Here is a 26,575-nt window from a genome sequence, read left to right as displayed (position 1 = left end):
ACAAAAAAGCCTTGCACGCTCCCTAGACGCACAAGGCTTACATGTTTTATATCCCTTTAGTTAGCTTTTTCTAAACTATCTTGCGAACTTCCATCTTCTTTTAAATGACTATGTTTTTTCGAATATACAAAGTATACACCAACTCCAATTGCTAACCATGCTCCGAAATACATCCACGTTGTTAACGGTAAGTTCACCATTAAGAATAAACAACATGCAATTGAAATGATCGGTATAAGAGGTACAAGCGGTACCTTAAATCCACGATCTAATTTCGGATGTGTTTTACGAAGGATGATAACCGATACACCTACCATCGCAAATGTTAATAACGCTCCAATATTCGCTAAATTTGATAATTCTTTCAAATCAATAAATCCAGCAATTAAAGCACTACCAATTCCTGTTAACCAAGTCGAAAATGTTGGTGCTTCTGTCTTTTTGTTAATTTTCGCAAAAGATTCTGGCAATAAACCGTCACGGCTCATTGCAAAAAATACGCGCGTTGTCGCATAAATATAAGCGAAAATTACAGCCATAATCCCAATTACAGCTCCAACTGCGATTACACCTGCCACTTTATCTTGTCCTACAACTTCTAATACATAAGCCATCGCTTCTGGTACATCTAATTCCTTATAAGAAACCATGCCCGTCATAACAAGACAAACTGCAACATAAATGATTGTACAAATGATTAGTGAGGCAATAATACCGATTGGAAGATCACGTTGTGGATTTTTCACTTCTTCTGCTGAAGTTGCTAATGCATCAAATCCTAAGAAAGCAAAGAATACTGCTGCTCCTCCAGCAAAGATTCCACTTAAACCATATGGTGCAAACGGTACCCAATTTTCTGGTTTTACGTAAAATACACCAACAGCAATAAATAGAACAACAATGCCAATTTTTATTAACACCATTGCGTTATTTACACGTTTACTTTCCTTTGTACCACGCGATAATAACCAAGTCAGTACTAAAGTGATAACCACCGCTGGCAAATTCACTATGCCGCCTTGCGCTGGAATCGTTAACAGTTCCTTTGGAATTTCTAATCCAAATCCACTTATTAAGTTATGGAAGTAACCTGTCCATCCACCAGCTACCGCAGCAGTTGTTACTACATATACGGATAGCAATGTCCATCCCATTAAATGGGCAATAAATTCACCAATCGTTGCATACGAATATGTGTATACACTACCTGAAACAGGCAGAGTCGAAGCAACTTCTGCATAACATAATGCTGCGAATCCACAAACAACAGCCGCAATCATAAATGAAAAAATAACGGCTGGACCAGCATCTCTTGCTGCTACTAATCCAGTTAATACAAGTACTCCTGTACCAATTATCGCACCAATCCCTAGCATCGTTAGGTCAAATGCCCCTAGTGTTTTCGTTAAAGTTTTACTTTTACTTTCCCCTAACAATTGCGTAACGGATTTCTTTTTAAATAGGTTGGCCACGATGTATGCCCCCTTTTGCTAATAAGAGCTAAGAGGTCTTCACTCTTAGCTCTTATCATGTTGTATGAAATATTGTTCGATTATTATTTTGTATAATGCTTTTGTTAACAAGATACTGTTTCTGCTTCTAATAACTCTTTTGCATCTTTGTATGCTACACCGTGAGCTTCTGCAACTGCTTCAAATGTTACATAGCCATCTAATGTATTAATACCTTTTAATAACGCAGTGTTACCTAAGCAAGCTTCTTTATAACCTTTGTTCGCAATTTGTACCGCATATGGTACTGTTACGTTTGTTAATGCAAGAGTTGATGTACGTGGAACCGCACCTGGCATGTTTGCAACTGCATAATGCACAACACCATGTTTTTCATAAGTTGGGTTATCATGAGTTGTAATGCGATCCGTTGTTTCGAAAATACCACCTTGATCAATCGCGATATCCACAACAACAGAGCCAGGTTCCATTGATTGAATCATTTCTTCTGTTACAAGTTTTGGCGCTTTTGCCCCTGGAATTAATACTGCACCGATTACAAGATCAGATTCTTTTACAGCTTGTGCAATATTGTAAGGATTAGACATTAAAGTTTTTACTTGATTTCCGAAAATGTCATCTAACTGACGAAGACGTTCTGCACTTAAGTCGATGATTGTTACATCCGCACCTAGTCCAACTGCAATTTTAGCAGCATTTGTACCAGCTTGTCCACCACCGATAATTGTTACTTTCCCACGTTTTACTCCCGGAACGCCTGCAAGTAAAATACCTTTGCCACCTTTATTTTTCTCAAGGAACTGTGCACCGATTTGTGCAGCCATACGACCTGCTACTTCACTCATAGGTGCAAGTAATGGTAAAGAGCGGTTTTCTAATTGTACTGTTTCGTAAGCAATAGAAACCACTTTCTTTTCGATTAAAGCTTTTGTCAATTCTGGTTCTGGAGCTAAATGTAAATATGTGAATAAAATTAAACCTTCTCTAAAATATTTATATTCGCTTTCAATCGGTTCTTTAACTTTCATAACCATATCTTGATTCCAAGCTTCCTCAGCTGTTTCAACCATTTTCGCTCCTGCTTCAACATATTCAGCATCTGTAAAACCAGATCCTAAACCAGCACCCTTTTGAATAAATACCTCGTGATTGTTACGAACTAAGTGTACAACACCAGCTGGTGTCATTGCTACACGGTTTTCGTTGTTTTTAATTTCTGTTGGTACCCCAATACGCATAATGAAATGCCCCCTTATAATTAACAGAAAAAAGAAATCCTTTTTTCTTTTTTAAATAATTAATAACTTATGTCCTTATTCTAGCATAATTTCAAATCGATGAAAACGCTAACATATAGAAAATAAAAAAGTTTATATATTTGAAATAGTGTAAATATATAAAACTTTATACCATAAGAAATAAAAGGGGAGGGTTCTACTATCTATCATTCTACTTTTATTATACAGAGATTCACCCTTTATTATTTGACAATAATATAACAATGTGAGAAATCAATAAAAACTGCATACGTATACATTTTTTTAATACTGCAATATTTTAGAAATATATTCTTTTCAATCAAAAACCATTATAATTTCTCACCAAAAGTTTTTGAATCGTAAAACTTATTCTTCTTTTGTTTTAAATTGTGAAATTTGTTTTTGTAATTGATTCATTATTTTAATCGTCTGTAATGATTTTTCTTCTACTTCTGACGCCGATTTAGCCTGATTATTTGTCACTTCAAATACTTTTATGTTTTCTTGTGTAATTGTTTGGGAAGTAGACGAAATATCTGAAAAAGAAACGCTTACTTCCTCAATACCCGCAGACATTTCTTCTGTTGAAGAGGATACTTCTTGTATTTGAGTTACGACTCCATTAATATGCGTTACAATATTATCGAACGTCTGACTCGTTGTTTCAATTGCACTCATACCTTTTACTGTTTCTTGCTGTCCTATTTGCATTTCTTTCGCAAAATTCTTTACATCCATTTCAATTTCTTTCAGTAAGCGATTAATCTCTATTGTTGAATCTTTAGATTGTTCAGCAAGTTTGCGTACTTCATCAGCTACAATTGCAAAGCCTCTACCATGCTCTCCCGCTCTTGCCGCTTCAATACTTGCATTTAAAGCTAATAAATTCGTCTGTTCAGCAATATAAGCAATAGCTTCTATTGCTTTGTCAATATTTTGAGTACGCACTTCCAACCCTTGAACAGCATGCAAACTTCGTTTTACAACATCATGAATTTCCTCCATTTGTACAATAGATTTGTTTACAATCTCTTTACCTGCGTTTGCATCCTCATTCATTTTTACCGCAAGTTCACTAACTGTTGCTGCTGATTCCGATACTTGCTGCACACCTATTGCCATATCATTCATCGCAGCTGCATTTTCTTGGATTCCATGATCCTGTAATTCTAGATGTTTATTGATTTTTTCCATTGTATTTCTTACTGTAGTTGCTGTTTCTGAAACGTTTTTTATATCCAATAACATAGAATCAGTAGAACTTCCTGCATGATATACCGTTTGTTTCACCACTCCTAATATCTCACTTAAACTCCGCATTGTTTCATTAAATGACTCAGATATATGCCCAATCTCATCTTTAGATTTATATGTTGCTCTAGCTGTTAGATCTCCTTTTGCAGCCTTTCCTATTTCGATCTCCAAGCTTTGAATAGGTCTTGTAATCATTTGAGCAACAACATAGCCTAAGATCACTAACGCAATAATCGTTGACAAGATAACTAAAATAAATGTTGTAAGCGTATGTTTTGCAGATTGTTGCGTGACTTCATATGCTTGTTGAGCCATCTTCTCGTTAATTTGTCCAACATGCTTTAAATTTTCTGTAACGCTTTTTTTTAGAGGAAGAAGCTCCTCTGTATGCTTTACGTGTGCATCTTCATTTCTATTTTCTAAGCCTAATGTAATGATTTCATTAACTTTTTTAGCATATACAGTTAAGTCTGACTTAAAAGCTTCATAAACCTTTTGTTCATCAGATGTCTTCTTCGTCTGTTCATAAAGTTTCATCATCTTTTCATTATCTTGAATATTCTTCTGTAATTTCTCATTTAGTTTATTATGTTTTTCCTCATCATTTGTCATGACAAACTCTAACAAGTAAGCATCTTGTGCATGAAAATTCGATTCAATATTATCCATTGTTTGTACAGACAACATACTATTATTGTAAATTTCATCTATATGTTTACTCATTTTATCCATTTGTGAATATCCAATGATTCCGATAATAATCATTGAAATAGTAGAAATGAAAATAATAAATGACAATTTGGATGAAACTTTTAAATTTTTAATTTTAACCATCTCTTTTCCCTCTCTTTACATTTGATTATATTAATTAATAGATATATTTGATATTCCCTCCATTCCCTGCTTATATAGCAAGACTCAAAATTAAGCTCCAAACACTATATAAAGACTTTTGTTCATCATTATAATACTATATAATGATGAATGTAAATGTTTTTTAAACATGTATGATAAATCTGAATTACTGCTTTCCAAACAAAAATGGTAATTCAAAAAGAAATTACCATTTTGTTTGGAAGCTTGTATAGATCAAAACAACTTAGAAAATAAATCTTCCGTTGTTTCAATAACTTTATCGATCATATCATTTTCATTTTCTTCTTGTTCTTTCAACATCTTAATCGTTTCTTTTGCATCTACAGGATAATCTGTAATAATTCCATCTACATTCAACTTATAATATTTCTTTAAATTCTCCATATCATTTACAGTCCAAACGTAGATTGGTTTATTTAATTTCCTTGCTGATTTTACGATTTGTTTATTTATCATATATTCTTCCGCGACATAAAAATCAGCTTGTACATATTTTAAATTCGCTCTACTTGCATATAAAATATATCCTACTTTTATATTTGGATTTTCACGCTTAAACTCTTGAATAAGAGAATAATGTAACGTTTGAATAACACATTGTTTTTCAAACTCATTCTCTTTGATTGTCTGTAGTACCTTTTTTACAAAGTCTTTTTCATTTCCATGTAACTTTACTTCTATATTGAGCTTTATATTATTTTTTGCAAGCTTTATAATCTCATCTAACGTACTAATTTTTCCTGTAAACCCATCTTGTCTTAAGGTTAGCTTACGGAGTTCATCCATTGTCAAATCAGCAACTTGTACATTCTCATTCGCAAGACGTTTTAATTTCAAATCGTGTATGACCGCTAGTTGACCATCCTTTGTTTGTAACACATCAATTTCAGCATAATCTGCCTTTGCATCAATCGCACCTTGTACAGCTTCTCTCGTGTTTTCTACACCTTTTGAAATATAACCACGATGTGCCATAATAATTGGTTCTCTATACGTATTAGAAATGAAAGTGACAATGAAAGCAACGGCCATTCCTAATGTAAACACACCAGCAATATATACACCAATGAATTTAAAGCGATGTTTTTTAAAAAAACATTTCTCAGCTCTTGCTTTTGAATAATCTAACCCTTCTTCTAACAAAACATCTTCTACTGGAACTTTCTGCAAATAAAATCTAGTCAATGCCATAATATAAAATGGCGTCATAATAAAACTAAATACATATAATGTACTCGTTAAAAATACTGACAAAGTTGATTCAGCTAATAAAGCAAATGTCCCTTTTGGATTTGTAAATTCATATATTCCCCATATCGATAAAAAGTATATTCCCGCAAATAACAAAAATACAATTCCTATCGATACTAAAAAGCCTATTAAAAAGAACAATACTTTCAAGAAATTTGTTCTTACTAAATTTGCACTTTTGCGTGCAGCAATTCGAAATGACTTCTTTTCTAATACCATAATAGGCAACACAAATATCCAGCGAAGATTCATATAAGCGACGATAGCAAAGAAAGCGTAGTACCCAACTTGCCCCATCGTCGTTTTAAATAATTCCCCTGTTATAAAGTTCGGAATTTGAATGTCTGGGATAAGTGCAGACTGATATCCGAATCCGAATAAAGGTAACAATACAACAGCATACAAAATAAATCCTGGTAAGCAATACGTGAAAAGAGAAGATAAATATGTTACCGTCTTATATAAAACTGGGCGCAATTTTACCTTTTGACGTTTATGTGCAAAATAAGAAAGAATAATAAGCACTGCAAACTCTGTAAAGATAAGAAACAGCGCCAATATTGATAAAATAGCAACAGCTAATATTCCATATGGTGTTTTCAAAAATGCTAATAATTCATCATTTGTAGCATTTGCATAACCACCCCAGTATAATAATTTATTGAAAATCATACCAAATAGCGGTATAAAAACAATCGCAGCTAATAATTTATAAATGAGTTGAAAAGCCAACACATTCCAAAAAGCAAATTGTACCGTTTGAAAGGAATGTTTCATGACCCCTAGTATAGATAGCTTTTTTCGGTGCAACATAAAGTCCTCCAAATTCTAAAAATGATGTTTGAAATGGATTTCATATTTCTTATCAGAAGTCCATCTTTTCTATACTAATCATATATTCTAACGAACGCAAACACACTTATTCGTTTCAAAAAGGAGTGATGGCTTTTTTCCATCACTCCTTTTCTTCTCTATTTCTTATCTAATCCTTGCCCAAATGCCTTCAGAAAGCTAAATCCAAATGTAATTGCTCTATTAATGTCTGGATCCTTGAGCACTTTAAAAAAGTCCATTACTTTTGTTTTCTTTCCTTTTTTTAATTCATCTGTTGCAAATTGTAGTCCTGTAACTAAACTAGAAGTTATTTGCTTTGTCAATTCTGGGTCTACTGAAGATAATGCTTCCCCTGCTCCCATCATATTGTTTAATACGTTTTTTACTGGTTCACGATTTAATTGTTCAATCGCAATTTTCGAAACGTCTTCTTTAGCAGCAAGCAAACTAATTGCTGCATCTAAAATACCAGCTTGCTGCAAACTAGCTAGCAACTGTATCGTTTCTTCAACCGCCTCACGATTTTCTTCTAATTGTATTAAGAGCTCATCTGTTAACTGGTGTTTCTTTTCTTCCTCTGTTATAACTTTCTTTTGAATCACAGTAATTTCTTTTGCCACGTTCTTCGCCCCCCTAATTCTGATCCACAAGTGATACGTATTGTTTTCTTTGCCATTTTTTCTGGATTTCAACCCCATTTTGTGGATGACGTTTTTTATTTCTTGGGTTTGAAGCAGGGAGTGGACGCTTTCCTTTTTCACGTAGTACGCGCATTTTCACCCTTGTTTGTTTATAAGCTGGTGTACATGTATAAATATCAGTTGCCGTACCTGTTAAAATATTAATTGCTTCTTCATTCACTGTTGCATGCATTGGTAAATATAGCTCATTACCAGTAACGCGATCTGTAATAAGTGCCTGCACTTTAATTTTGCCAAATGGTGAGGTAAGCTCAACAAGACCGCCATCTTTTACATTCCGTTCTTGAGCAAGTTCCGGCGAAATCTCTACAAACACCTCAGAAATTTTTGATAGAATTCCAGCTGATTTTTTCGTCATATTCCCTTCATGGAAATGTTCTAATACACGACCATTATTTAATAATAAATCATAGTCTTCTGGTGCTTCAACTGGCGGCACCCATTCATCTAGTGATAAGCGAGCTTTTTTATCAGGAAAATTAAAGCCATCTACATATAACAGCGGTGTATCTTTACCGTCATGGCTTCCCCAACATAAACTATTCCATCCTTCTAGACGATCATATGTTGCTTGTGAATAAAGTGGTGCAAGCGATGCAATTTCATCCATAATTTCACTTGGACTCTCATAATTCCAATCGCCACCAAGAGCGCGTGCTACTTTTTGTAAGATCCACCAATCAGGCTTCGAATCACCAAGGGGTGGCATTACTTCGTACAACCTTTGAATGCGGCGCTCCGTATTTGTAAATGTTCCTTCTTTTTCTAAGCTTGGTGCTGCTGGTAAAATGACATCGGCAAAGCGAGCTGTTTTGGATAAAAACATATCTTGTACAACAAGGAAATCAAGATTTGCTAAAATATGTTGTACGTGATTCGCGTTCGAATCCACCAATGCCATTTCTTCTCCCATTACATACATACCACGTAGTTTGCCTTCTTCTGCTGCAACAAGCATCGCAATGTTATTCAATCCTGGCTCTTTCGGAATCGTAGTTCCATATGCTTTTTCAAATTTCGCACGAAGCGCATCATCTGATACTGCTTGATATCCCGGAAGCCAGTTCGGCAATGTTGCCATGTCGCAAGCACCTTGTACGTTATTATGCCCGCGCAATGGATATGCACCTCCACCTGGACGACGATAGTTACCTGTTACAAGAAGCAAATTAGAGATTGCTGCTGATGTTGTACTTCCTCCTGTATTCTGTGTAACTCCCATACCCCAAAGCACGCAAGTTCCATCTGCTTCATAAACCATACGTGCAATATCTTTTAATGTATCCTTAGAAATCCCTGTAATTTCCTCCGTATAATCGAGTGTATACTTCTCTAACATTTTGCTGTATGCATCAAAATTCTTTACATTTTCATTTATGAAGGATTGATTATGCCATCCTTGATCAATAATATATTTTGTTACTCCAGCAAGCCATACATAGTCGGTTCCTTGGCGCGGATGAACAAACAAATCAGCCCGTTCTGCCATTTCATGTTTCCGAAGGTCTGCTACAATAAGCTTTTGTTCATGCAATTTATGAGCACGTTTCACACGCGTTGCCAGCACAGGATGACCTTCTGTTGGATTTGCTCCTACGATAATAACAAGTCCAGCTTCAGCAATATCCTGTATTGTACCAGAGTCTCCCCCCATACCAACTGTTTTAAATAAACCGTCTGTTGCCGGTGATTGACAATAACGGGAGCAGTTATCTACATTATTTGTTCCATATATTTGCCGAGCTAATTTTTGCATTAAATAGTTTTCTTCATTTGTTACTTTGGAAGAAGAAATAAATCCAAATGCATCGCTTCCGTATTCAGATTTGATACGTTGCATATGAGATGCAACTACTTCTAAAGCCTCTTCCCATGAAGCTTCAACAAACATATCCCCTTGACGAATTAACGGTTTTGTAATGCGGTCTTCACTATTGATAAAGTCCCAGCCAAATTTCCCCTTCACACATGTAGAAATTCCGTTTACTGGCGCGTCTGATACAGGTTGTACTTTTAAAATTTGACGGTCTTTCGTCCATACTTCAAATGAGCAACCAACGCCACAAAATGTACAAACTGTTTTCGTCTTACGAATCTTCGTTTTCCTCATTGCAGCTTCCACTTCTGAAACTGCTAAAATACTACTATATCCTGGTTCTACATCTTTCACAAAATCAATCATTGGATCTAGTACATCCGGCTTAAGCCCTGTCATAAATCCAGCTTCTCCGAGCATCGTTTTTTCCATTAATGCATTACAAGGACAAACTGTTACACATTGACCACAACTTACACACGATGAGTCATTAATGCTTACACCGTTATCCCAGATTACGCGCGGACGCTCTAAACTCCAATCAATAGATAATGTTTCATTCACTTGCAAGTTTTGGCACACTTCTACACATTGACCACATGCAATACATTGGTTCGGGTCATAACGATAAAATGGATGTGACATATCCACTTCGCTTGGGCTGACTTTCGGTTTATATGGATATTTCTGCTCTTCAATTCCCATCATATGTACCGTATTGTGAATCTTACAATTCCCATTATTGTTATCACAAACTGTACAATATAATAAATGGTTCTCTAATATGCGGTCCATCGCTTCAGTTTGCGCTGTTTTAGCACGTGCTGATTTTCTTTCAATATGCATACCATCTTCCACTTTTGTAGAACAAGCACGCATTAATTTTCCATCTACCTCAACAATACATGTGTCACAAGTTTGAATTGGATCTACTTCTGGCACATGACAAATTTGTGGATGCTCTAAATTACTTTCGTTAAATAATTGTAGTATCGTTTTTCCATCAGATGAAACGAACTCTTGCCCATCAATCGTTACACGAACTGTCTGTTCAGCCATACTTTCCCCTCTCCTTACCACTCACTGCACAACACAAATATGAATCCGTTTTCATTTTATGTTGTTATACATATTTTGAAATACCTTACATCCTATCTAAGATGGTCAATTCTATGGTGCTATTAACATATAATACGAAAGTCAAAATGACACTATTCTACAGCTCTATTATATCGTAAATATACAATAATAACCAAAAGAATCTTATAATGTAAGTAGTAGTTCAATATTTCATGATGAATAAGAAAAAATATATAAAAAGGGGAAAAGAATATGGGTCCTGTCCAAGAAACATATAACATGGTGCATTATCAAGATGGCATGTTCTCTGAAAAACATGATGAAATTGTTACCGAAACTCCGATTACAATTAAATTAAACGGTGAAGAATATGTTACTGTAGTATGCACTCCAAATTATATTGAAGACATGGTAGTAGGCTTTTTAATTTCGGAAGGCATTATTTCTTCTTACCAACATATTGAAGAGTTATGGATTCAGAAAGATCAGGGAATCGTTCATGTAAAAGCAAAGCAAATTAATCCTCTTTACCAATCTTTATATAATAAAAGATATGTTACCTCTTGCTGTGGAAAAAGTAGACAAGGCTTTGTTTTTGTTAATGATGTAGCCAAAGCAAAAAAATTACATGATGTACATATCACACTTACTCCTGAAGAATGCTTTTATTTAATGACTGCCTTACAACAGTCTTCCACTACATTCCAACAAACCGGGGGCGTTCACAATACAGCCTTATGTGATCGAAATAGCCTCATTTTATCAAGAATGGATATTGGAAGACATAACGCATTAGATAAAATATATGGCTATTGTTTACGCCATGATATACCCGTCACAGGAAAAATCATTGCATTTAGCGGCCGAATTTCATCTGAAATCTTATTAAAAGTATCTAAAATCGGTTGTGAAATTATCCTTTCTAAATCCGCTCCAACAAAATTAGCATTACAACTCGCACATGATTTAGGCATTACTGTTGTCGGCTTTATTCGCAATAACTCTTGCAATATTTATACACATCCAGTGCGAATTGAAGGTTATATATCTTCAAAAAAATAATTCCTGTTTTATATAAACATGGAATTGTCACTATTCGCTTCCAAAGCATCTTTGTTTCATAAAAGATGCTTTTTTCTTACAACAATGTAATGTTTACGTCATCTTTATCGATCGTTCTTTCCCAACCAATTCGCTATACTAAAAATATAAAATAATAATCCAAAATATTCAGCAATGATGCAAGCAATAAAGCGAAACTTTAATCAGTGGGGGTTTTCTTCATCCCCTACTGATTATGAACCCTCACCAATCGGGCTGTTACGGGCAGTAAGACTCCCACCTATCTTCCTTGTTTCTTTCTGAATCTTGAGGTGGGAGTCTTACTGCCCCAAAATAGCGGGATAAACCAATTGTTATATAATTTAAATCCATAATTAGAGGAGTATACAGAATGAAACAAACAAAATATCGGATTTTTTTTATTTGCAGCATGGTAATTGTCACTTCAAGCTTAGCTATTCTTCCGTGGTTTATCATATAAATTACAATCTTTCTCTTGATTATATAAATCAACGCATCCTCACTCATTATTAGCCTGAATTATTTTTCGGGGGATAGCTCTCCTCCCTCCTAGCACCTTTGTTTTTCGCTAAATCTTTAATAATGGGATTAAAAAAAAAAGCGAGTTGCTTCTAGTTACAGAAACAATTCGCTTTTTTATTTATTATTAAATCCCGAAAAATTTATTTACACACGTTATAATGATTCATGCAGATACCGCAATACATATTATAATTGCATTACGCCTTGTTTATAAACAATCTTCTTTTTCATCTATGTGCACGAAGTCTCCTGTATAAAAAAGTGTGAGATAGGAACCTTTTCTTATCCGATGCGAGGTGAATACGAAAATCCTCACTATCTCACATACACAATAGAATGGAATTGTCATTTTATAATTAAAATGACATGACGTTATGTCGCAACATAGGGTATTTTGTGTCGCTACGTTTTCATTATAAAAAAGAGTTGTGCAAAAGTAGTGCATTTTTTATGTCAATTACTTTTGTACAAAGAGTTTTTTATTATTTTCATGTAAACTATACAAAGTAGAAAGAATTGTTGGGGTGTACAAAAATATGATAAAAATTTTGTTAATAGACGATGAAGAACGCATGTTACAACTGTTAGACCTATTTCTCAGTCCACGTGGTTATTTTTGTATGAAGGCTAAATCAGGTTTTGAAGCTCTTGAACTCGTTCAGCAAAAAGAGTTCGACATCATTTTGCTAGATGTCATGATGCCAAACATGGATGGCTGGGAAACATGTAAGCAAATTCGGCAACTTAGCAATGTCCCGATCATCATGTTAACAGCTCGGAATCAAAATTACGATATGATAAAAGGATTGACAATAGGAGCTGATGATTATATTACTAAACCGTTTGATGAGCAAGTACTTGTTGCAAGAATCGAGGCGGTATTGCGCCGAACGAAAAAAGAAGGATTTGTTAGCTTCAATGGAATTGAATGGGATAAAATGAAACATACCGTTACTGTTTATAATGAAAAGATTTCACTTACACCAATTGAGTTTGCATTATTAGGACTATTTTTACAAAATGTTAATCGCGCATACAGCCGTGATGATTTAATCGAAAAAATATGGGGTTATCAAACAGATATTGAATATCGTACTGTCGATTCACATATTCGAAATATTCGTGAGAAATTAAGAAAAAAAGGATTTCCTGTTGAAAACTACTTAGAAACAATCTATAAAGTAGGATACAAATGGAAAAGTGACTAATCACTACAACCAGCTGAATATAGCATCTCTTCTTTTATCAAAATTTCATTTCACTACTTATAAGGCAGTTTCCCTTTTATTTCTCAATCGAGCGTAGAAAAGAAAGGGGAACTGCCATGATTCATTAGGGAAAAATATATTTTTAATAACAGACTGATTCAATATAAAAATAAGGTATGGTGGAACAAAATGGACAAACTTTCCCTTAAAATTGCTACATATTTTTTAATATTAGCTTTATGTATTGAAACAATTGCCTTTGTTTCTTTTCATACAAGCCTTGTGAAATTACGTATCGATGAAGAAACAAATACTCTTTTAAATCAAGGGAATAAGTATCGAAACATCATCGAAAAATTTATACATACTGGAAATGAGTCACGTGCTTTTAAAATCATTACTTTAATGGAATCTCACTCCGATTCAGATACAACTATGGTCATAACAGACACAAGCGGAAAAATTATATCCACTTCAGATATTGTTACAGAAAGTATGAAGAAGCAACTAGCTTGTAAAATAAAATCTATTTCGAGAAATGGGAAAACAGTTGAAACAAACTGGAAAAAGTCTAAATTCATTTCAACTGCAAGTCCCATTATTACAAAAGGACAAGTTACCGGATATGTACATATGTTTTTAAACACATCTTTCTTAGAAAAAATGATTTCTCGTTTAACAAATCAATTCATTATTATTGGATGTTTAACTCTTATTTTAACAACTATTTCTGTCTTTCTTTTTTCTCGCGTTATTACAGACCCACTTATTAAAATGAAAAAAGCTACAGAGCGAATGCCTAAATTAAATAAACCCATTGCATTAGGAATCAAACGCAATGATGAACTTGGTAGTTTGGCTACAACAATTGAAGAATTATCAAGTGAACTAACTTATATGAAAAAAGAAAGAAATGAATTTCTTTCCAGTGTTGCGCATGAATTGTTAACTCCCCTAACATATATGAAGGGATATGCAAAGGTCGCCAAAAGAGAGGGTTTGTCCAAAGAAGAACGCGAGGAATACTTACAAATTATCGAAGATGAAACAGATAGTATTACAGCACTCATACAAGACTTATTCGACTTAGCCCAGCTAGAACAGCATCAGTTTATCATAAAAAAACAAAAAGTAACTCTTAGACCATTTCTTGAAAAAATCATTGAAAAAACAAAAACAAACTTTTCTAAAACGGACATACAAATTCGATTACATTGTAATGACCACCTGAACGTTTATATAGATGAACGCCGCATGGAACAAGTTATGCTAAATTTGTTACAAAATGCGTATCAGCATTCTCACGAACCATCTATCATTACAATAAATGTGCTTGAAAATGAGAATACTTTTACTATATGTGTTCAAGATGAAGGAGAAGGTATTCCTAGTGAAGATCTTCCTCATATTTTCGATCGCTTCTACCGTGTTGATAAATCAAGAACAAGGGCAACAGGTGGAAAAGGAATTGGCTTAGCTGTTGCGAGAGAAATTGTAGAACTGCATAATGGGACCATTACCGTCCAAAGTGAATTAAACGTCGGAACAGAATTTCTAATAAAATTACCAATCCAATAAAGTGAAGCTTGAATCGACGGGGAGTTTTCTTCATCCCCACTGATTATAAGCCCTTACCATTCAAGCTACCTGCAAATAACGAAATAAAAGAAACTGATATTCTTCGCCAACAAAAACCATTATTCGAGCCAAGTTTTTGAAATTATTCTTATTTCAATATAAAATATAACTACATTTGTCAGAAATACGGAGGATGATATACTTGGACATTCATGTACTAACAAAGGATGAAGCAGAAATTTATTTAGAACTTCGTGTAGAAGGATTAAAACAAAACCCTGAAGCTTTCAGCTCTTCTTATGAAGATATCATTAATAAAGAATGCCCGATTGAATATAAAGCGCAAAAACTTGAACAAGATGAAAATTATACACTAGGTGCATTTAAAGACGGTAAATTAATCGGGGTTGCAACTCTAGAAACAAAACCATATGTAAAACAAGAACATAAAGCAAAAATTGGTTCTGTATATGTGTCTCCAAAAGCACGCGGTCTTGGCGCTGGACGCGCTCTTATTAAAGAATGTATCGAACTTGCAAAAAAACTCGAAATCGAACAAATTATGCTCGATGTTGTTGTTGGAAATGACGGTGCAAAAAAACTATACGAATCATTAGGATTTAAAACGTTCGGCGTTCAAGAACGCTCTTTAAAATATAATGGCCAATATTGGGACGAAGAACATATGGTATTATTCTTAGATCAAGAGAAATAGTGTAACCAAGAAAAGCACTCTCATACACATGAGGGTGCTTTTCTTGGTTACTCTTACATATCTAATTACGTATCTGATCCTATAATTTCTAATGAAATGTAAAAAGAAGTCGTACGAAACTTATAACCTCTTTGTATCCTTTTAAAGGAATTGTCCCACTCTCTAGTAAATACAATTACAGTAACAATACAAAGTGGGAGTGTGGCTACATGAAAAAAATAAGTACTGCGATACTATCCATCTTTCTTATGAGCGGCTGCGCAGCAATACAACCAGATTCAAAATCCCCCGAAAAACAAATAATGAAGATCTCAAAACCTCAAACAAGCGCACCTTCATTTTTTCACCTTAGCGTTTTAAAAGATGTGAATTGGGAGGAAAGCCCTTCGTTTGCCGAAGGAAAAATGCTCTTAAAAGGTATTGAAGGAAAAATTGGCATTGTAGATAGTGTATTTACTTCGAGTGAAGCAATGGAACATATGTGGGTTTTTCTCGATTCCCAAATACCAAATGGACAATTCTCTATTATTGCTTTAAAACAAGGGAAGACCGCTCCAACTCCCGTTATTCTTTCAAATGAAAACTCCGAAAAAATTTGGACAGCACAAAAATTACTCCAACCAGGTACAAAAGAAATGTCTCTACTTATGTCACTGCCTTCTGCTGGATTATGGGTTTTAAATGTGTATATAAATAAACAATACTATGAGCAACTTGTTATCAATGTAGAGTAATTTCTATTTCCGCAATTCGCTTCTCACACTCTTAATTACTCAAGATAATAGAACAACATTGTCATGAAGTAAAATTCATAATGCTATAAAGAATAACAACTTATTCCTTGTATTAAAGATTTCTTATCTGCTAAAAAGGAGACTTCTTTCGTAAGAAGGCTCCTTTTTAGCATTCATAACTTGGTATTTTTTTAATTTGCGCTACTCCTGACTCAATTGCTGCTTTTGCTACTGCCGCTGCCACACTTGGCACAACTCTTTTATCAAGCGGATTTGGGATAACATAGTTTTCATTTCTTTCTTCATCCGTAATAATGTTAGCAATTCCATATGCTGCTGCTAATTTCATTTCTTCTGTAACATCCGTTGCACGTACATCTAATGCCCCTCGGAAGATACCGGGAAACGCCAATACATTATTTACCTGATTTGGATAATCAGATCTTCCTGTGCCAACAACAGCTGCTCCGGCTGCTAATGCTTCATCTGGAAATATCTCTGGAATTGGATTTGCCATCGCAAATACAATTGGCTTTTTATTCATCGCCTGTACAAGCTCTTTTGTTAATACATTTGGAGCAGATACACCGATAAAAATATCCGCCTCACGAATTGCCTCTTTTAATGATCCTCGCACATGTTCTCGATTTGTTTTCTTCGCAATTTCTATTTGTGCTGGATTCATCCATAATTCTCCCTCACAAACAATGCCTTCTAAACTTACTAATGTTATATGTTCTACTCCGGCTTTTAATAACAAGTTACCAATTGCTATTCCCGCTGATCCCGCACCATTAATGACAATTTTCACTGTATTCATTTGCTTCTTTACAACTTTTAATGCATTAATTACAGCAGCTAACACGACAATTGCCGTTCCATGCTGATCATCATGAAAAACTGGAATATTTGTTTCCTCTTTTAGACGTTTTTCAATTTCAAAGCAACGCGGTGCTGCAATATCTTCTAAATTGATTCCAGCAAATGTCGGCTCTAAATTTTTCACAAGGGTAACGATTTCATCTACATCTTTTGTTCCCAAACATAACGGAAATGCATCTACGTTCGCGAATTTCTTAAATAAAATACACTTTCCTTCCATAACAGGCATCGCAGCTTTCGGTCCAATATCACCTAAACCAAGTACAGCTGTCCCATCGGATACAACCGCCACCATATTACCACGTGCTGTGTAATCATACGCTGTCTCTTCATCGGCCGCGATAGCTTTACAAGACTCCGCTACTCCTGGTGTATATGTCAAACTTAAATCCTCTGCTGAATTTACTTCTACTTTACTCGTAATTTCAATCTTTCCTACTAACTCTTTATGAAGTAATAATGATCGCTCATTAATTTGCTTTTCTAACATCGGTATATTCTCCCCTCAATTTGACAAGCTAGCCATATCTTTCTATAGCTAGCTTGCCCGATTGTTATTTAAGAAAACATTTTTAATAAAATTGTTGCGGTTACAACCATCGCTGCGCCACCTAAACGTGTTGAGATTTGCGCAAATGGCATCAATTCCATACGATTAGAAGCTGATAAGATTGCAACATCTCCTGTTCCACCTAAGCCGCTATGACACCCTGTTACAATCGCAGATTCAACTGGATACATTTTCATAACCTTTCCAACAAAATAACCGGACATTATCATTGTTAGAACAACTGAAGCACACACAACGACATATCCAAATGAAAGAACCTCTGCTACATCTTTTAATGGAATATATAATAACCCTAGACCAACCATTAGAGGCCACGTTAAATTTTTCGAAATAAATTTATATAATTGAAATGCCCCTTGCTCCATCTTTGCTGGCATTAATCTAAAATATTTCACAATTGCTGCCGAAAAAATCATAATGATAGCGCCTGGAATTCCAATAAATTTAGAGGCAAATCCTCCAAAAATAAAGAATGTGCAAGCAATTAATAATCCTGCTCCCATTAATGAAAAATCAATTGGCTTCTCTGTATTTTGTTCTTTTAGTAATTCTGCTTGATTATCCGTTTTTACTAATACACCATTCCCGCTTAGCTCTGGCTTTTTCTCACCTAAGCGCTTCATATACCCCGCGCCAATAATTGCAAACATATTCCCGATAATCGCCGCTGGAATAAGCTGTGAGACGAATGTTGCTGATGATTCATTTAAAATATCACTATAAGCTAATGAAAGTGGTAAAATCCCTTCTCCAATTCCTCCACTTACAATTGGCACAATAATAAAGAAGAATGTTCTCTTCATTTCAAATCCAAATAATGAACCAACTAATAGTCCTACTACTACAGATGCTATCGTTCCCACCACTAAAGGAATAAACATTCGAATAAATCCTTGCACTAACACTTTTCGATTCATTCCTAAAATACTTCCTACTACTAAACAAGAAATATATAAGTATAAAAAGTTCGATTTCTTCATTAACATCGTTGCAGCTTCCATAGACGCTGGATTCATCCAATTAAAAAAGACGAGTAAGGATGGAATGAATAATGAAAGAATCGCTGGACCACCAATATTTCTTAAAATTGGAATTCTCATTCCAATATCACCTAAGAAAATCCCCATAATCATAATAACGGCAAATCCACCAATCATATCTGCAGGCAATTTCTGATATATAGATGCTCCATAAATAATAGCTGCTAGAACAAGATATAATGGCAATGGTATAACACCTATTTTAATATTCATCATTTGAGAAGCGAAAGTTTCTTGTTTTGATTCATTTCTCTCCACAAATGATACCGCTTCCATATTATTTTGAATTCCCATGTGGCACCCCCTTATATTCTTATTCCCATATTAAAACGCTTCCAATAGTAAAAATAGTTTTTGTAAGTTTTGTAACCAATTTTGTAATTAAAAAAAGTATAAGCGACTTGTAAAAGTCGCTTATACATATAGATTTATTTTGTTATGATCAATACATCTTAATTTGCTTACAGGCCTTCCCACTTGTTGATATACCATTTCATTTTCTAAAACTCCAATTTCTATTAAAAACTTCACATATTTCCGAATAGATACTCTTGAGATCCCTACTAATTGAGCCATTTCATCAGTAGTAAATGACTTGCCGTAAAGCAACTCAATTTGCCGCCAAATGAGTTGTAATGTTTGCTTTGTTAGTCCTTTTGGCAACTCTTGATTTGCATTTCCTTCTACCTTTTCCTTTTTGAGAATGAGTGTATCTAATTCAGATTGACTAATCTGCTGTTGCTCTTTCATAAATTGAAACTTCTCCCGGTATGCAATTAACGCCTCTTTGAACCTTTCAAATGTAAATGGTTTAATTAAATAATCTACAACTCCGTATTGCAGTGCCTTTTTAATGCTGCTCATATCATGCACAGCTGAAATCATCATAATATCAATTTCTTTTTCTTGATTTCGAACATACATCAATAGCTCAAATCCTGTATCTTCAGGCATAAAAATATCGAGTAGAATAAATTCCACATTTAATTTCTCTAATATTCTTATCGCTTCTTTGACAGAGTAGGCGACTGAAACTAGTTCGAATCCCCCAATCTGCTCTAAATAATATTTATTTAGCATTGCTACCATCGGATCATCTTCTACAATTAAAACTTTAATCATCTTTGTATCTCATCCCTACTTTGTATATGGTATTTCAATTGTGATAGTTGTTCCCTTTTCTAATAATGATTGAATATGTATTTTCCCATTGATTCTCTTCATGCTTTCATTTACAAGAAATAACCCATAGCCTCGATTCTTTCCTTTTGTAGAATATCCTTTCATCAACACTGTATCAAGTCGATCTGTCGGTATCCCATGTCCTGTATCTTTCACTACAATCATTAATGTGTCTTCATAATAAATTGCAATTTGAACTCGCTTCTCTTCACAATTTGTTACCGCATCCAATGCATTATCAATTAAATTTCCCACAATCGTGATTAGCTCATGAATCATACTTTCATCAAATATATCTGGTAAATAAGAATCCTCACTTACAATGAGCTCTATATTCCTCTCTCTTGCATAGCTAAGTTTACCAAGTAAAAAACCAACAAATACAGGATTTTTAACTTTTTTCATAACACCACCAATTTCATATTGATGCTCTGATACCATACTACTAACATATTTCTGTAACTCATCATATTGCTTCATATGTGTAAGCCCCAGTACAACATGCATCTTATTCATAAATTCATGAGACTGCGCTCGCAATGCTTCAGCATATAATCGAATCCCTGTTATTTCTTCTGCCAATTTTCTTATTTCTGTTTTGTCACGAAAGGTTGCAATCGCACCAACAATTTCACCATCTACATATAGAGGAACCCTATTTGTAACAATCGTAACTCCATAAACATTTTGCTCTTCATGTAACTGAACTTGCCCTGTCTGTAACACTTCTTTAATACGTGAATTAGGCATATATGATTCAACATCTTTACCAATCCATTCTTCCTCAAGACTACTTTTTTTCAATAATCGCTTCGCTTCATTATTAATAAGTGTAACTCTTGCTTCTTTATCTACTGCAATAATTCCTTCTTTAACAGATTGTAGCATTGTATTTCTTTCTTCTAAAATTTTTGCAATTTCATGTGGTTCAAGGCCAAATAAAATCTTTTTAGTATGTCTGGCTAATAACACTGCCCCAATAATTCCAACTAATATTCCTATGCTAATCCCAATATAAATAATATGTCTACTTTCTTTCGTTCTCTCTTTTACATTATCAGCTGAAATCCCAACAGCAACTGCACCAACTTGCTTTCCTGCTTCAGAAAATACAGGTACAAATACGCGCATCGAAATCCCTAACGTTCCTTCAGCTAAAGACACATGTTCTTTTCCTTTTAAAACCGTTCCCTCATCCCCTCCAACAAAATGATGACCGATTTTTTGAGGATTTGGATGAGATTTTCGAATTCCCTTCATATCCATAACGACAATAAACTGAACATCTGTATTTTTTAATAACCTGTTCGTATATGTTTGAATTTCAACTGCATCTCTTCTACCTGTTAAGCCTTCCAACACAATTGGTGAATGCGCTACAATACGCGCAATTATTTTGGCTTTTTCTGCTTGGCTTTCTTCTGTCGTACGCTCAACATGATGACTAATTAAAATATCCGTTACAAGTAAAGAAAGTACAACAACAGTGCATACCAGCAGTGTAATCGTTTTCCATAAACTTAATAACCTTCTATTTCTCATCCTTTCATTGACTCCCCTATTGTTTATCAAAATCATACTTCTTGAGATAGAAAAATAAGTAAGGCAATAACAATTTCACCTTACTTATTTCATACTATTCTAGTTTAAATTCACTAATCATTTCTTGTAACTCTTCCGCCATCTCTGCTAAATTTTGCGCAGCTGAATGAATTTCAGTCATCGAGCTAACTTGTTCTTCAGCAGATGCTGCGATACTTTGCACACTCGCTGTATTTTCTTCTGCGGCCGCTGCAATTTCATCAATTGCATTTGTTACTTCATTCGCTTCTCTTGCCATAAGCTTAGTCGTATCTACCATTTGATTCACTTGTGAAACGATATGATTTGTCGAATCTAAAATTTCAGCAAAATTTAATTTTGTTTTGCTTACAACTTCTAATCCACACTGAACCTCGTCACTTACATATCCCATTGATTGTACAGTATTCTCAATATCAGTTTTAATTTCTTTAATTAAATTAGCAATTTCACGTGATGATTCCCCTGACTGCTCTGCCAACTTTCTAACCTCATCTGCCACAATGGCAAACCCTCGTCCCTGCTCGCCTGCGCGAGCTGCTTCGATCGCTGCATTTAAAGCAAGTAAATTTGTTTGCTGAGCAATACTTTGAATAGCTTCTGAAATAGCACCAATTTGTTTAGATTTCTCATCAAGACGCTTGATCATACCATCTGAGTGCGAAACAGATTTAGAAATAGAATGCATTTGTTTCGCCGTTTGACCTACTAGTTTTTCCCCTTCACCAGCTTTTTGTCTTGTATGAGATGAAGAAACAGAAATAGCTTGTACGCTTCCTGTTAAATTTTGAATTGCCATGTTTACTTGCTGTAATGTCGCTGCACCTTCTTCAACCCCTTGACTTTGCGATTCTGCTCCGCTTGATACTTGTTCCAACGCTAATGTAATTTGATCTGTTGCATCATTTGCCTGTTGTACATTCGCTGTTAGCTCCTCAGCTGATGCGGCCACATGCTCTGATGAAAAGCTAATTTTTGAAATAACACTACGAAGAGAATCTGACATTTTATTGAATGACTGTGCCAAATTTCCTATTTCATCTTTCGAATAAATCTTGAGTTCTTCTCTTAAATCACCTTTACTAATTTTATGTGCAGAATCCACTATTTTACGTAACGGTTTTATAATAGATTGCACAAGGAAATAAACTAAAATACTACCAAGAACAATAGAAATCGTAATAACAATTAATGTTTTATAAAAGACTGGCTCAGCTGCTTGAACCACTTCCTCTGCAAACATAACCCCAACTATTTTCCATCCTGTTTTTTCATTTGTTATAAAAATTATGTTTTTGTCATCGCCTTTTTCTGTATAGGATAAGCTTCCTTGCTTTTTCTCATAAATAGGCGTTACCCAAGAATCTGTAATCTTTGAACCAACTTTTTTTGATGGATGACTAACAACTTGTTTATTTTGATCTAAAATAACAGGATACCCTTTATTACCAATTTCTATCATCTTAGAAATCTTTAATATGTTATCTAGATTTAAATTAATCCCTACAACACCTTTACCATCCTTCGTTTGCTTTGCAACCGTTACCACCATATTTTTTGTAGATGTTGATTGATACGGAGTCGTAACAATTACTTTTCCTTTGTTTTCAATCGCTTCTTTATACCATGACCTTTCCGTTGGATTATATCCATCGGGCATTTGCTTAAATGGCTCTCTTATAAATTTCCCTGTCTGCGTTCCAATATAGATGCCTTCTACCTCTGGGTGAAGCCTCATATATTGTTTGAATTTTGTTCTTACAATATCTTCTTGTCCGTCCGGATATGTATCCTCAGTTAAAACATCTGCAAAGTACGCCGCATCCACATATTTCGCTTCCATATTTTGTTTAATCACACTATTTAAAACTGCGACATTTTCCTTTGCTTTTTTCGTAAGTTGTTGATCAAAATTTTCCTTGGCAGTCTGATATGATACACCACCAATAATAAATCCAGGTATAGTTAAAATAATTAAAAATGCAAAAACTAACTTCTTCTTAATACTTGTTCCTCTAAATCGTTTCCATATATTTTGCATAATACCCCACCTCTAGTTGAATATCAAACATCTGTGTTATTTTATATAATCAAAATCCATAAAACAATATATAATGATTAAATTTCGGAAAATTGTCAATTAAATGTTTGAAAACTATTCACTCATTTGAATAATCCTTATATGTAATTGTTGCTGTTCAATATCTCTTTCTTATAAAAAAGAAGCGGAATTCAGTAGCATATATCTCTATACTACATTCCGCTTCTTTTTCCGCTTTTTGATGCATTCCAAAATTGAATATATATACTTGCTTGTTTATTTGAATGGTTCTAGAAAAGAATTACATGATTCTAAAACTCTTATTTATACTCGACTAAATAAGTATAAGGAGTTCATTTCTAAGAAGTATCATCTGTACTCGTATCCAAAATAATTTCATCAAGTCGTTTCACGTTCATATCTTTTCTCATTCATTGAAATCGCTTGGCTTCCCATTTGAACCCATGCCTGTTCAAAGTTTTTTCGTGATACGCGTATGCTCGGTTGGTTGCTAAGCGGGTCATGAATGTATACCGATTCCTTATCATAGCCAATGAGAAGAACACAATGTTCATTGTATGTAATTGAAACATTTCCTGTCTTTGTTTTCCATATACGAAATTCATCCGTATCTAATGGAGCGTATGTTGCATTTGTAATCATCACAACAGGATTACCAGCTCGTATTCTTTCATAAATTCCCTCTATATTTTTACCTGTTAAATCAACAACTTGATTCGGTAAATATTTAGTTGCTAGCTGAAAAAGCGGCTTATGATATACCCCATACCCGGGCTCAGAAAATGTATAAATGTTCCCTACAAATCCTTCATTCGGATTACCACGCAAACCGTTATGTAAAAACGGAATTTTAGGTATTTCTTCTGCAAGTGTCATTTTATCAACTGTAACACCCGCATACTGTAACATCATCGCTAAACTTGTTACTTCACACCCTCTATCCAATTCTGGCGCTTGTCTAATGAATGGAACATGTTGTAATAATACCTTTTCTTCATTTCTTTTTTGTACATTTTGTGAAGTTGAAAAAAAGCGCTGCGTTTGATCATTTATAGAAACTGGATAAAAAGCAATATTCTTGGTCACCTCTTTATGATCTGTAATCGGCAGAATATCATTCTTATTTATGTACATACTACTGCTGCTGATGCCGACTCCAATTAAGCAAATACATTTCTTCCAATTGCGTATCATTCTTTTATTTCACGCCCTTGTTCATTCGTTAAAAACAAATAGTCTTATTGTTCTTTCGAGCTTTTCAAGTATTTTTCCTTATTGTTTATCCATTTCTTGCTCCATTCACCATTTGAATCGCTTCTTGCTTATTTCTTTTTTATGTTTCATAAATAGCTTGTCCATATAAAGTAATATAATACTTTCTAGTAGCTAGGTTCACATGATAAGAAATGATGAATAAAAATAATCATGTATGATCCTCCAACTATAGAAAAAAGTAAGAAATCATGATGTTCCTGACCTCTTACTTTTTCTTTCATACTACTCTATCGTTTCAAGTGTTTCGTTCGCTCCCGCTTCTTTGAGCATATTTACGATTTCTGTAAAACCTCTTCTTTCTGCATGCTCCAAAGGCGTTATCCCTTCACGATCCGCTAAATTTACATCTGCTCCATGATTGATTAGTAGTTGCACAACTTGTTTATGATTCTCACTACCATTTCCTAACACAATTGCCTTAAGTAAAGCTGTCCATCCATCATCATTTTTATCGTTCACATCAATATCTGTACGATTTAATAGCTCTTCGACTACTTCGACATGCCCTCTCTCAGCAGCTGGAATAAGTGCTGTCCCACCAGAACGGTTTGTTTCTCTTACATTTGTTCCAGCATCAATTGTTAATCTAACAATATCGACATATCCTTCAGTACTTGCATAAAGAAACGGATTGTCTTGCTTTTTATCCTGTAATTCAATATCAGCCCCTGCCTGAATCAAAGCCTTTACAGTTTCAACATGATTGTAATATGTTGCAGCCATGATAGGTGTTTCTCCTTGGTCACCTGTTACATTTATATTCGCTCCGTCTTTTATTAACTTAATAGCAGTTTCTGTATCACCAAGCGTTGCCGAAAGCAATAATTGCTTATCCATTAAGTTCATGCTCTTTTCTTCTTTTTCCTTCTGTTTCTTTTCACTTTTCACATGAACTGGCTTCATTTCAGGTTCTTCTTGTTTATCACAAGCCACTGCCATCATTAATAACCCCAATAACATACATAATAAAATCTTTTGTTTCCTCACACTTACAGCTCCTATGAAAGATAATGTTTTTTTAACCATTCCTTCATTACATGTAATAATTCTTCTTCAATAGTTTTATCCAGAAGTCCCTTATATTCCTTCCTTAATCGAAGCATTGTGTGCTTATGTTCAGCATTTCTTAAAACATGATTCATGTTCGGAATGATATGCCACTCTGCTTTATCATGAACATGTGAAACAATTCGCTTCGCATATTCAGGAGGCACCTGTATATCCCTTCCTCCTGTAATTGCTAAAACTGGGCATAATACTTTTTCTAAATATGAAATTACATTATATTGTAACCGTTCTCTTAACCATTTGGCATCTAACTTTATACTTTTTGTCCAACTGCTGTTTTCTTCCAAAAGTTGTACTTCCCTCATCATTTTATCATTTCTTAATTTCATATGATACGGTATTTTGAAAACCTTCCATAACCAGCTTACAAATCTAGAACATCTCTCGTTCACATGATTTTCTATTTTTGCTTCTAATATAGAATTTGCTGGTTCCACCGCACCTGCAAGCATAATGAAACCAGCAACAGACTCCTTACTATAAAATGAAAATTTAATCAGTAGGGGGTTTTCTTCATCCTCCACTGATTAT

Annotated in this window: 18 protein-coding genes and 2 pseudogenes; 5 read left to right on the top strand and 15 right to left on the bottom strand. The window is 34.5% G+C overall.

Annotated elements, in window-relative coordinates; all coding sequences use genetic code 11:
* Window positions 1–56: 56 nt before the first annotated feature.
* The 7 genes and pseudogenes from MR059_RS14205 to fdhF all read right to left on the bottom strand — a co-directional run bounded on the left by MR059_RS14205 (window position 57) and on the right by fdhF (window position 10,522).
* Window positions 57–1,472 (bottom strand): amino acid permease, encoded by a 1,416-nt coding sequence (locus tag MR059_RS14205; RefSeq protein ID WP_011983619.1) that lies wholly within the window; start codon window positions 1,470–1,472, stop codon window positions 57–59.
* Between the two features lie 104 nt (window positions 1,473–1,576).
* Complete coding sequence (gene ald, locus MR059_RS14200; RefSeq protein ID WP_011983618.1) at window positions 1,577–2,710, bottom strand: alanine dehydrogenase; 1,134 nt, start codon at window positions 2,708–2,710, stop codon at window positions 1,577–1,579.
* Between the two features lie 539 nt (window positions 2,711–3,249).
* A pseudogene (locus MR059_RS22490) lies at window positions 3,250–3,925 on the bottom strand (methyl-accepting chemotaxis protein); the annotation flags it as partial.
* 123 nt (window positions 3,926–4,048) lie between these two features.
* Window positions 4,049–4,819, bottom strand: a pseudogene (locus MR059_RS22485) (MCP four helix bundle domain-containing protein); the annotation flags it as partial.
* Between the two features lie 255 nt (window positions 4,820–5,074).
* Complete coding sequence (locus tag MR059_RS14190; protein WP_011983616.1) at window positions 5,075–6,925, bottom strand: glycerophosphoryl diester phosphodiesterase membrane domain-containing protein; 1,851 nt, start codon at window positions 6,923–6,925, stop codon at window positions 5,075–5,077.
* 158 nt (window positions 6,926–7,083) lie between these two features.
* Window positions 7,084–7,566, bottom strand: coding sequence for a helical membrane plugin domain-containing protein (locus MR059_RS14185; protein ID WP_011983615.1), 483 nt, complete (start codon window positions 7,564–7,566; stop codon window positions 7,084–7,086).
* 13 nt (window positions 7,567–7,579) lie between these two features.
* Window positions 7,580–10,522, bottom strand: a complete 2,943-nt coding sequence (fdhF, locus tag MR059_RS14180; protein ID WP_011983614.1) for a formate dehydrogenase subunit alpha — start codon at window positions 10,520–10,522, stop codon at window positions 7,580–7,582.
* Window positions 10,523–10,795: 273 nt separating this feature from the next.
* Here fdhF and fdhD point away from each other — a divergent pair, with 273 nt between their 5' ends.
* From fdhD to MR059_RS14155, 5 genes are all read left to right on the top strand, one after another.
* Entirely contained in the window at window positions 10,796–11,605 is an 810-nt protein-coding gene (gene fdhD, locus MR059_RS14175; RefSeq protein ID WP_011983613.1) for a formate dehydrogenase accessory sulfurtransferase FdhD, read from the top strand.
* Between the two features lie 1,079 nt (window positions 11,606–12,684).
* The gene (locus MR059_RS14170) at window positions 12,685–13,356 is read left to right on the top strand and encodes a response regulator transcription factor (protein ID WP_011983612.1); all 672 of its coding nucleotides are present in this window, start codon (window positions 12,685–12,687) and stop codon (window positions 13,354–13,356) included.
* A gap of 189 nt (window positions 13,357–13,545) precedes the next feature.
* Window positions 13,546–14,934, top strand: coding sequence for a HAMP domain-containing sensor histidine kinase (locus MR059_RS14165; protein WP_011983611.1), 1,389 nt, complete (start codon window positions 13,546–13,548; stop codon window positions 14,932–14,934).
* A 202-nt stretch (window positions 14,935–15,136) separates the two neighbouring features.
* Complete coding sequence (locus MR059_RS14160; RefSeq protein WP_011983610.1) at window positions 15,137–15,649, top strand: GNAT family N-acetyltransferase; 513 nt, start codon at window positions 15,137–15,139, stop codon at window positions 15,647–15,649.
* 209 nt (window positions 15,650–15,858) lie between these two features.
* Entirely contained in the window at window positions 15,859–16,383 is a 525-nt protein-coding gene (locus MR059_RS14155; protein WP_011983609.1) for a DUF4871 domain-containing protein, read from the top strand.
* A gap of 166 nt (window positions 16,384–16,549) precedes the next feature.
* Here the strand turns inward: MR059_RS14155 and MR059_RS14150 are convergent, their stop codons facing one another.
* The 8 genes from MR059_RS14150 to MR059_RS14115 form a co-directional block, all read right to left on the bottom strand.
* Entirely contained in the window at window positions 16,550–17,755 is a 1,206-nt protein-coding gene (locus MR059_RS14150; RefSeq protein WP_048723277.1) for an NAD(P)-dependent malic enzyme, read from the bottom strand.
* A 68-nt stretch (window positions 17,756–17,823) separates the two neighbouring features.
* Window positions 17,824–19,170, bottom strand: coding sequence for a 2-hydroxycarboxylate transporter family protein (locus MR059_RS14145; protein WP_011983607.1), 1,347 nt, complete (start codon window positions 19,168–19,170; stop codon window positions 17,824–17,826).
* Between the two features lie 120 nt (window positions 19,171–19,290).
* Window positions 19,291–19,998, bottom strand: a complete 708-nt coding sequence (locus tag MR059_RS14140) for a response regulator (RefSeq protein WP_011983606.1) — start codon at window positions 19,996–19,998, stop codon at window positions 19,291–19,293.
* Window positions 19,999–20,013: 15 nt separating this feature from the next.
* Window positions 20,014–21,600 (bottom strand): sensor histidine kinase, encoded by a 1,587-nt coding sequence (locus tag MR059_RS14135; RefSeq protein WP_011983605.1) that lies wholly within the window; start codon window positions 21,598–21,600, stop codon window positions 20,014–20,016.
* A gap of 94 nt (window positions 21,601–21,694) precedes the next feature.
* Window positions 21,695–23,680, bottom strand: a complete 1,986-nt coding sequence (locus MR059_RS14130) for a methyl-accepting chemotaxis protein (protein ID WP_011983604.1) — start codon at window positions 23,678–23,680, stop codon at window positions 21,695–21,697.
* A 399-nt stretch (window positions 23,681–24,079) separates the two neighbouring features.
* Window positions 24,080–24,895, bottom strand: a complete 816-nt coding sequence (locus tag MR059_RS14125; protein ID WP_011983603.1) for a C39 family peptidase — start codon at window positions 24,893–24,895, stop codon at window positions 24,080–24,082.
* A 303-nt stretch (window positions 24,896–25,198) separates the two neighbouring features.
* The gene (locus tag MR059_RS14120) at window positions 25,199–26,002 is read right to left on the bottom strand and encodes an ankyrin repeat domain-containing protein (RefSeq protein WP_081428344.1); all 804 of its coding nucleotides are present in this window, start codon (window positions 26,000–26,002) and stop codon (window positions 25,199–25,201) included.
* A complete protein-coding gene (locus MR059_RS14115) occupies window positions 25,975–26,568 on the bottom strand; it encodes an alpha/beta hydrolase (RefSeq protein ID WP_049759237.1) in 594 nt (197 codons plus the stop codon). Before MR059_RS14115 ends, MR059_RS14120 begins: the two co-directional genes overlap by 28 nt.
* Window positions 26,569–26,575: the final 7 nt, after the last annotated feature.

This window comes from Bacillus cereus group sp. BfR-BA-01522 (assembly GCF_022662635.1).
Lineage (GTDB): Bacteria > Bacillota > Bacilli > Bacillales > Bacillaceae_G > Bacillus_A > Bacillus_A cytotoxicus.
The sequence above is the reverse complement of the archived record's forward strand: the minus strand, read 5'-3'. Positions and strand labels throughout refer to the sequence as shown.

Coding starts and splice junctions, on each gene's coding strand:
- fdhD (WP_011983613.1), top strand. CDS start 10,796: ATGGGTCCTGTCCAAGAAACATATAACATGGTGCATTATCAAGATGGC.
- ald (WP_011983618.1), bottom strand. CDS start 2,710: ATGCGTATTGGGGTACCAACAGAAATTAAAAACAACGAAAACCGTGTA.
- MR059_RS14140 (WP_011983606.1), bottom strand. CDS start 19,998: ATGATTAAAGTTTTAATTGTAGAAGATGATCCGATGGTAGCAATGCTA.
- MR059_RS14135 (WP_011983605.1), bottom strand. CDS start 21,600: ATGAGAAATAGAAGGTTATTAAGTTTATGGAAAACGATTACACTGCTG.
- MR059_RS14150 (WP_048723277.1), bottom strand. CDS start 17,755: ATGTTAGAAAAGCAAATTAATGAGCGATCATTATTACTTCATAAAGAG.
- MR059_RS14170 (WP_011983612.1), top strand. CDS start 12,685: ATGATAAAAATTTTGTTAATAGACGATGAAGAACGCATGTTACAACTG.
- fdhF (WP_011983614.1), bottom strand. CDS start 10,522: ATGGCTGAACAGACAGTTCGTGTAACGATTGATGGGCAAGAGTTCGTT.
- MR059_RS14125 (WP_011983603.1), bottom strand. CDS start 24,895: ATGATACGCAATTGGAAGAAATGTATTTGCTTAATTGGAGTCGGCATC.
- MR059_RS14145 (WP_011983607.1), bottom strand. CDS start 19,170: ATGGGAATTCAAAATAATATGGAAGCGGTATCATTTGTGGAGAGAAAT.
- MR059_RS14130 (WP_011983604.1), bottom strand. CDS start 23,680: ATGCAAAATATATGGAAACGATTTAGAGGAACAAGTATTAAGAAGAAG.
- MR059_RS14155 (WP_011983609.1), top strand. CDS start 15,859: ATGAAAAAAATAAGTACTGCGATACTATCCATCTTTCTTATGAGCGGC.
- MR059_RS14190 (WP_011983616.1), bottom strand. CDS start 6,925: ATGTTGCACCGAAAAAAGCTATCTATACTAGGGGTCATGAAACATTCC.
- MR059_RS14120 (WP_081428344.1), bottom strand. CDS start 26,002: ATGGTTAAAAAAACATTATCTTTCATAGGAGCTGTAAGTGTGAGGAAA.
- MR059_RS14165 (WP_011983611.1), top strand. CDS start 13,546: ATGGACAAACTTTCCCTTAAAATTGCTACATATTTTTTAATATTAGCT.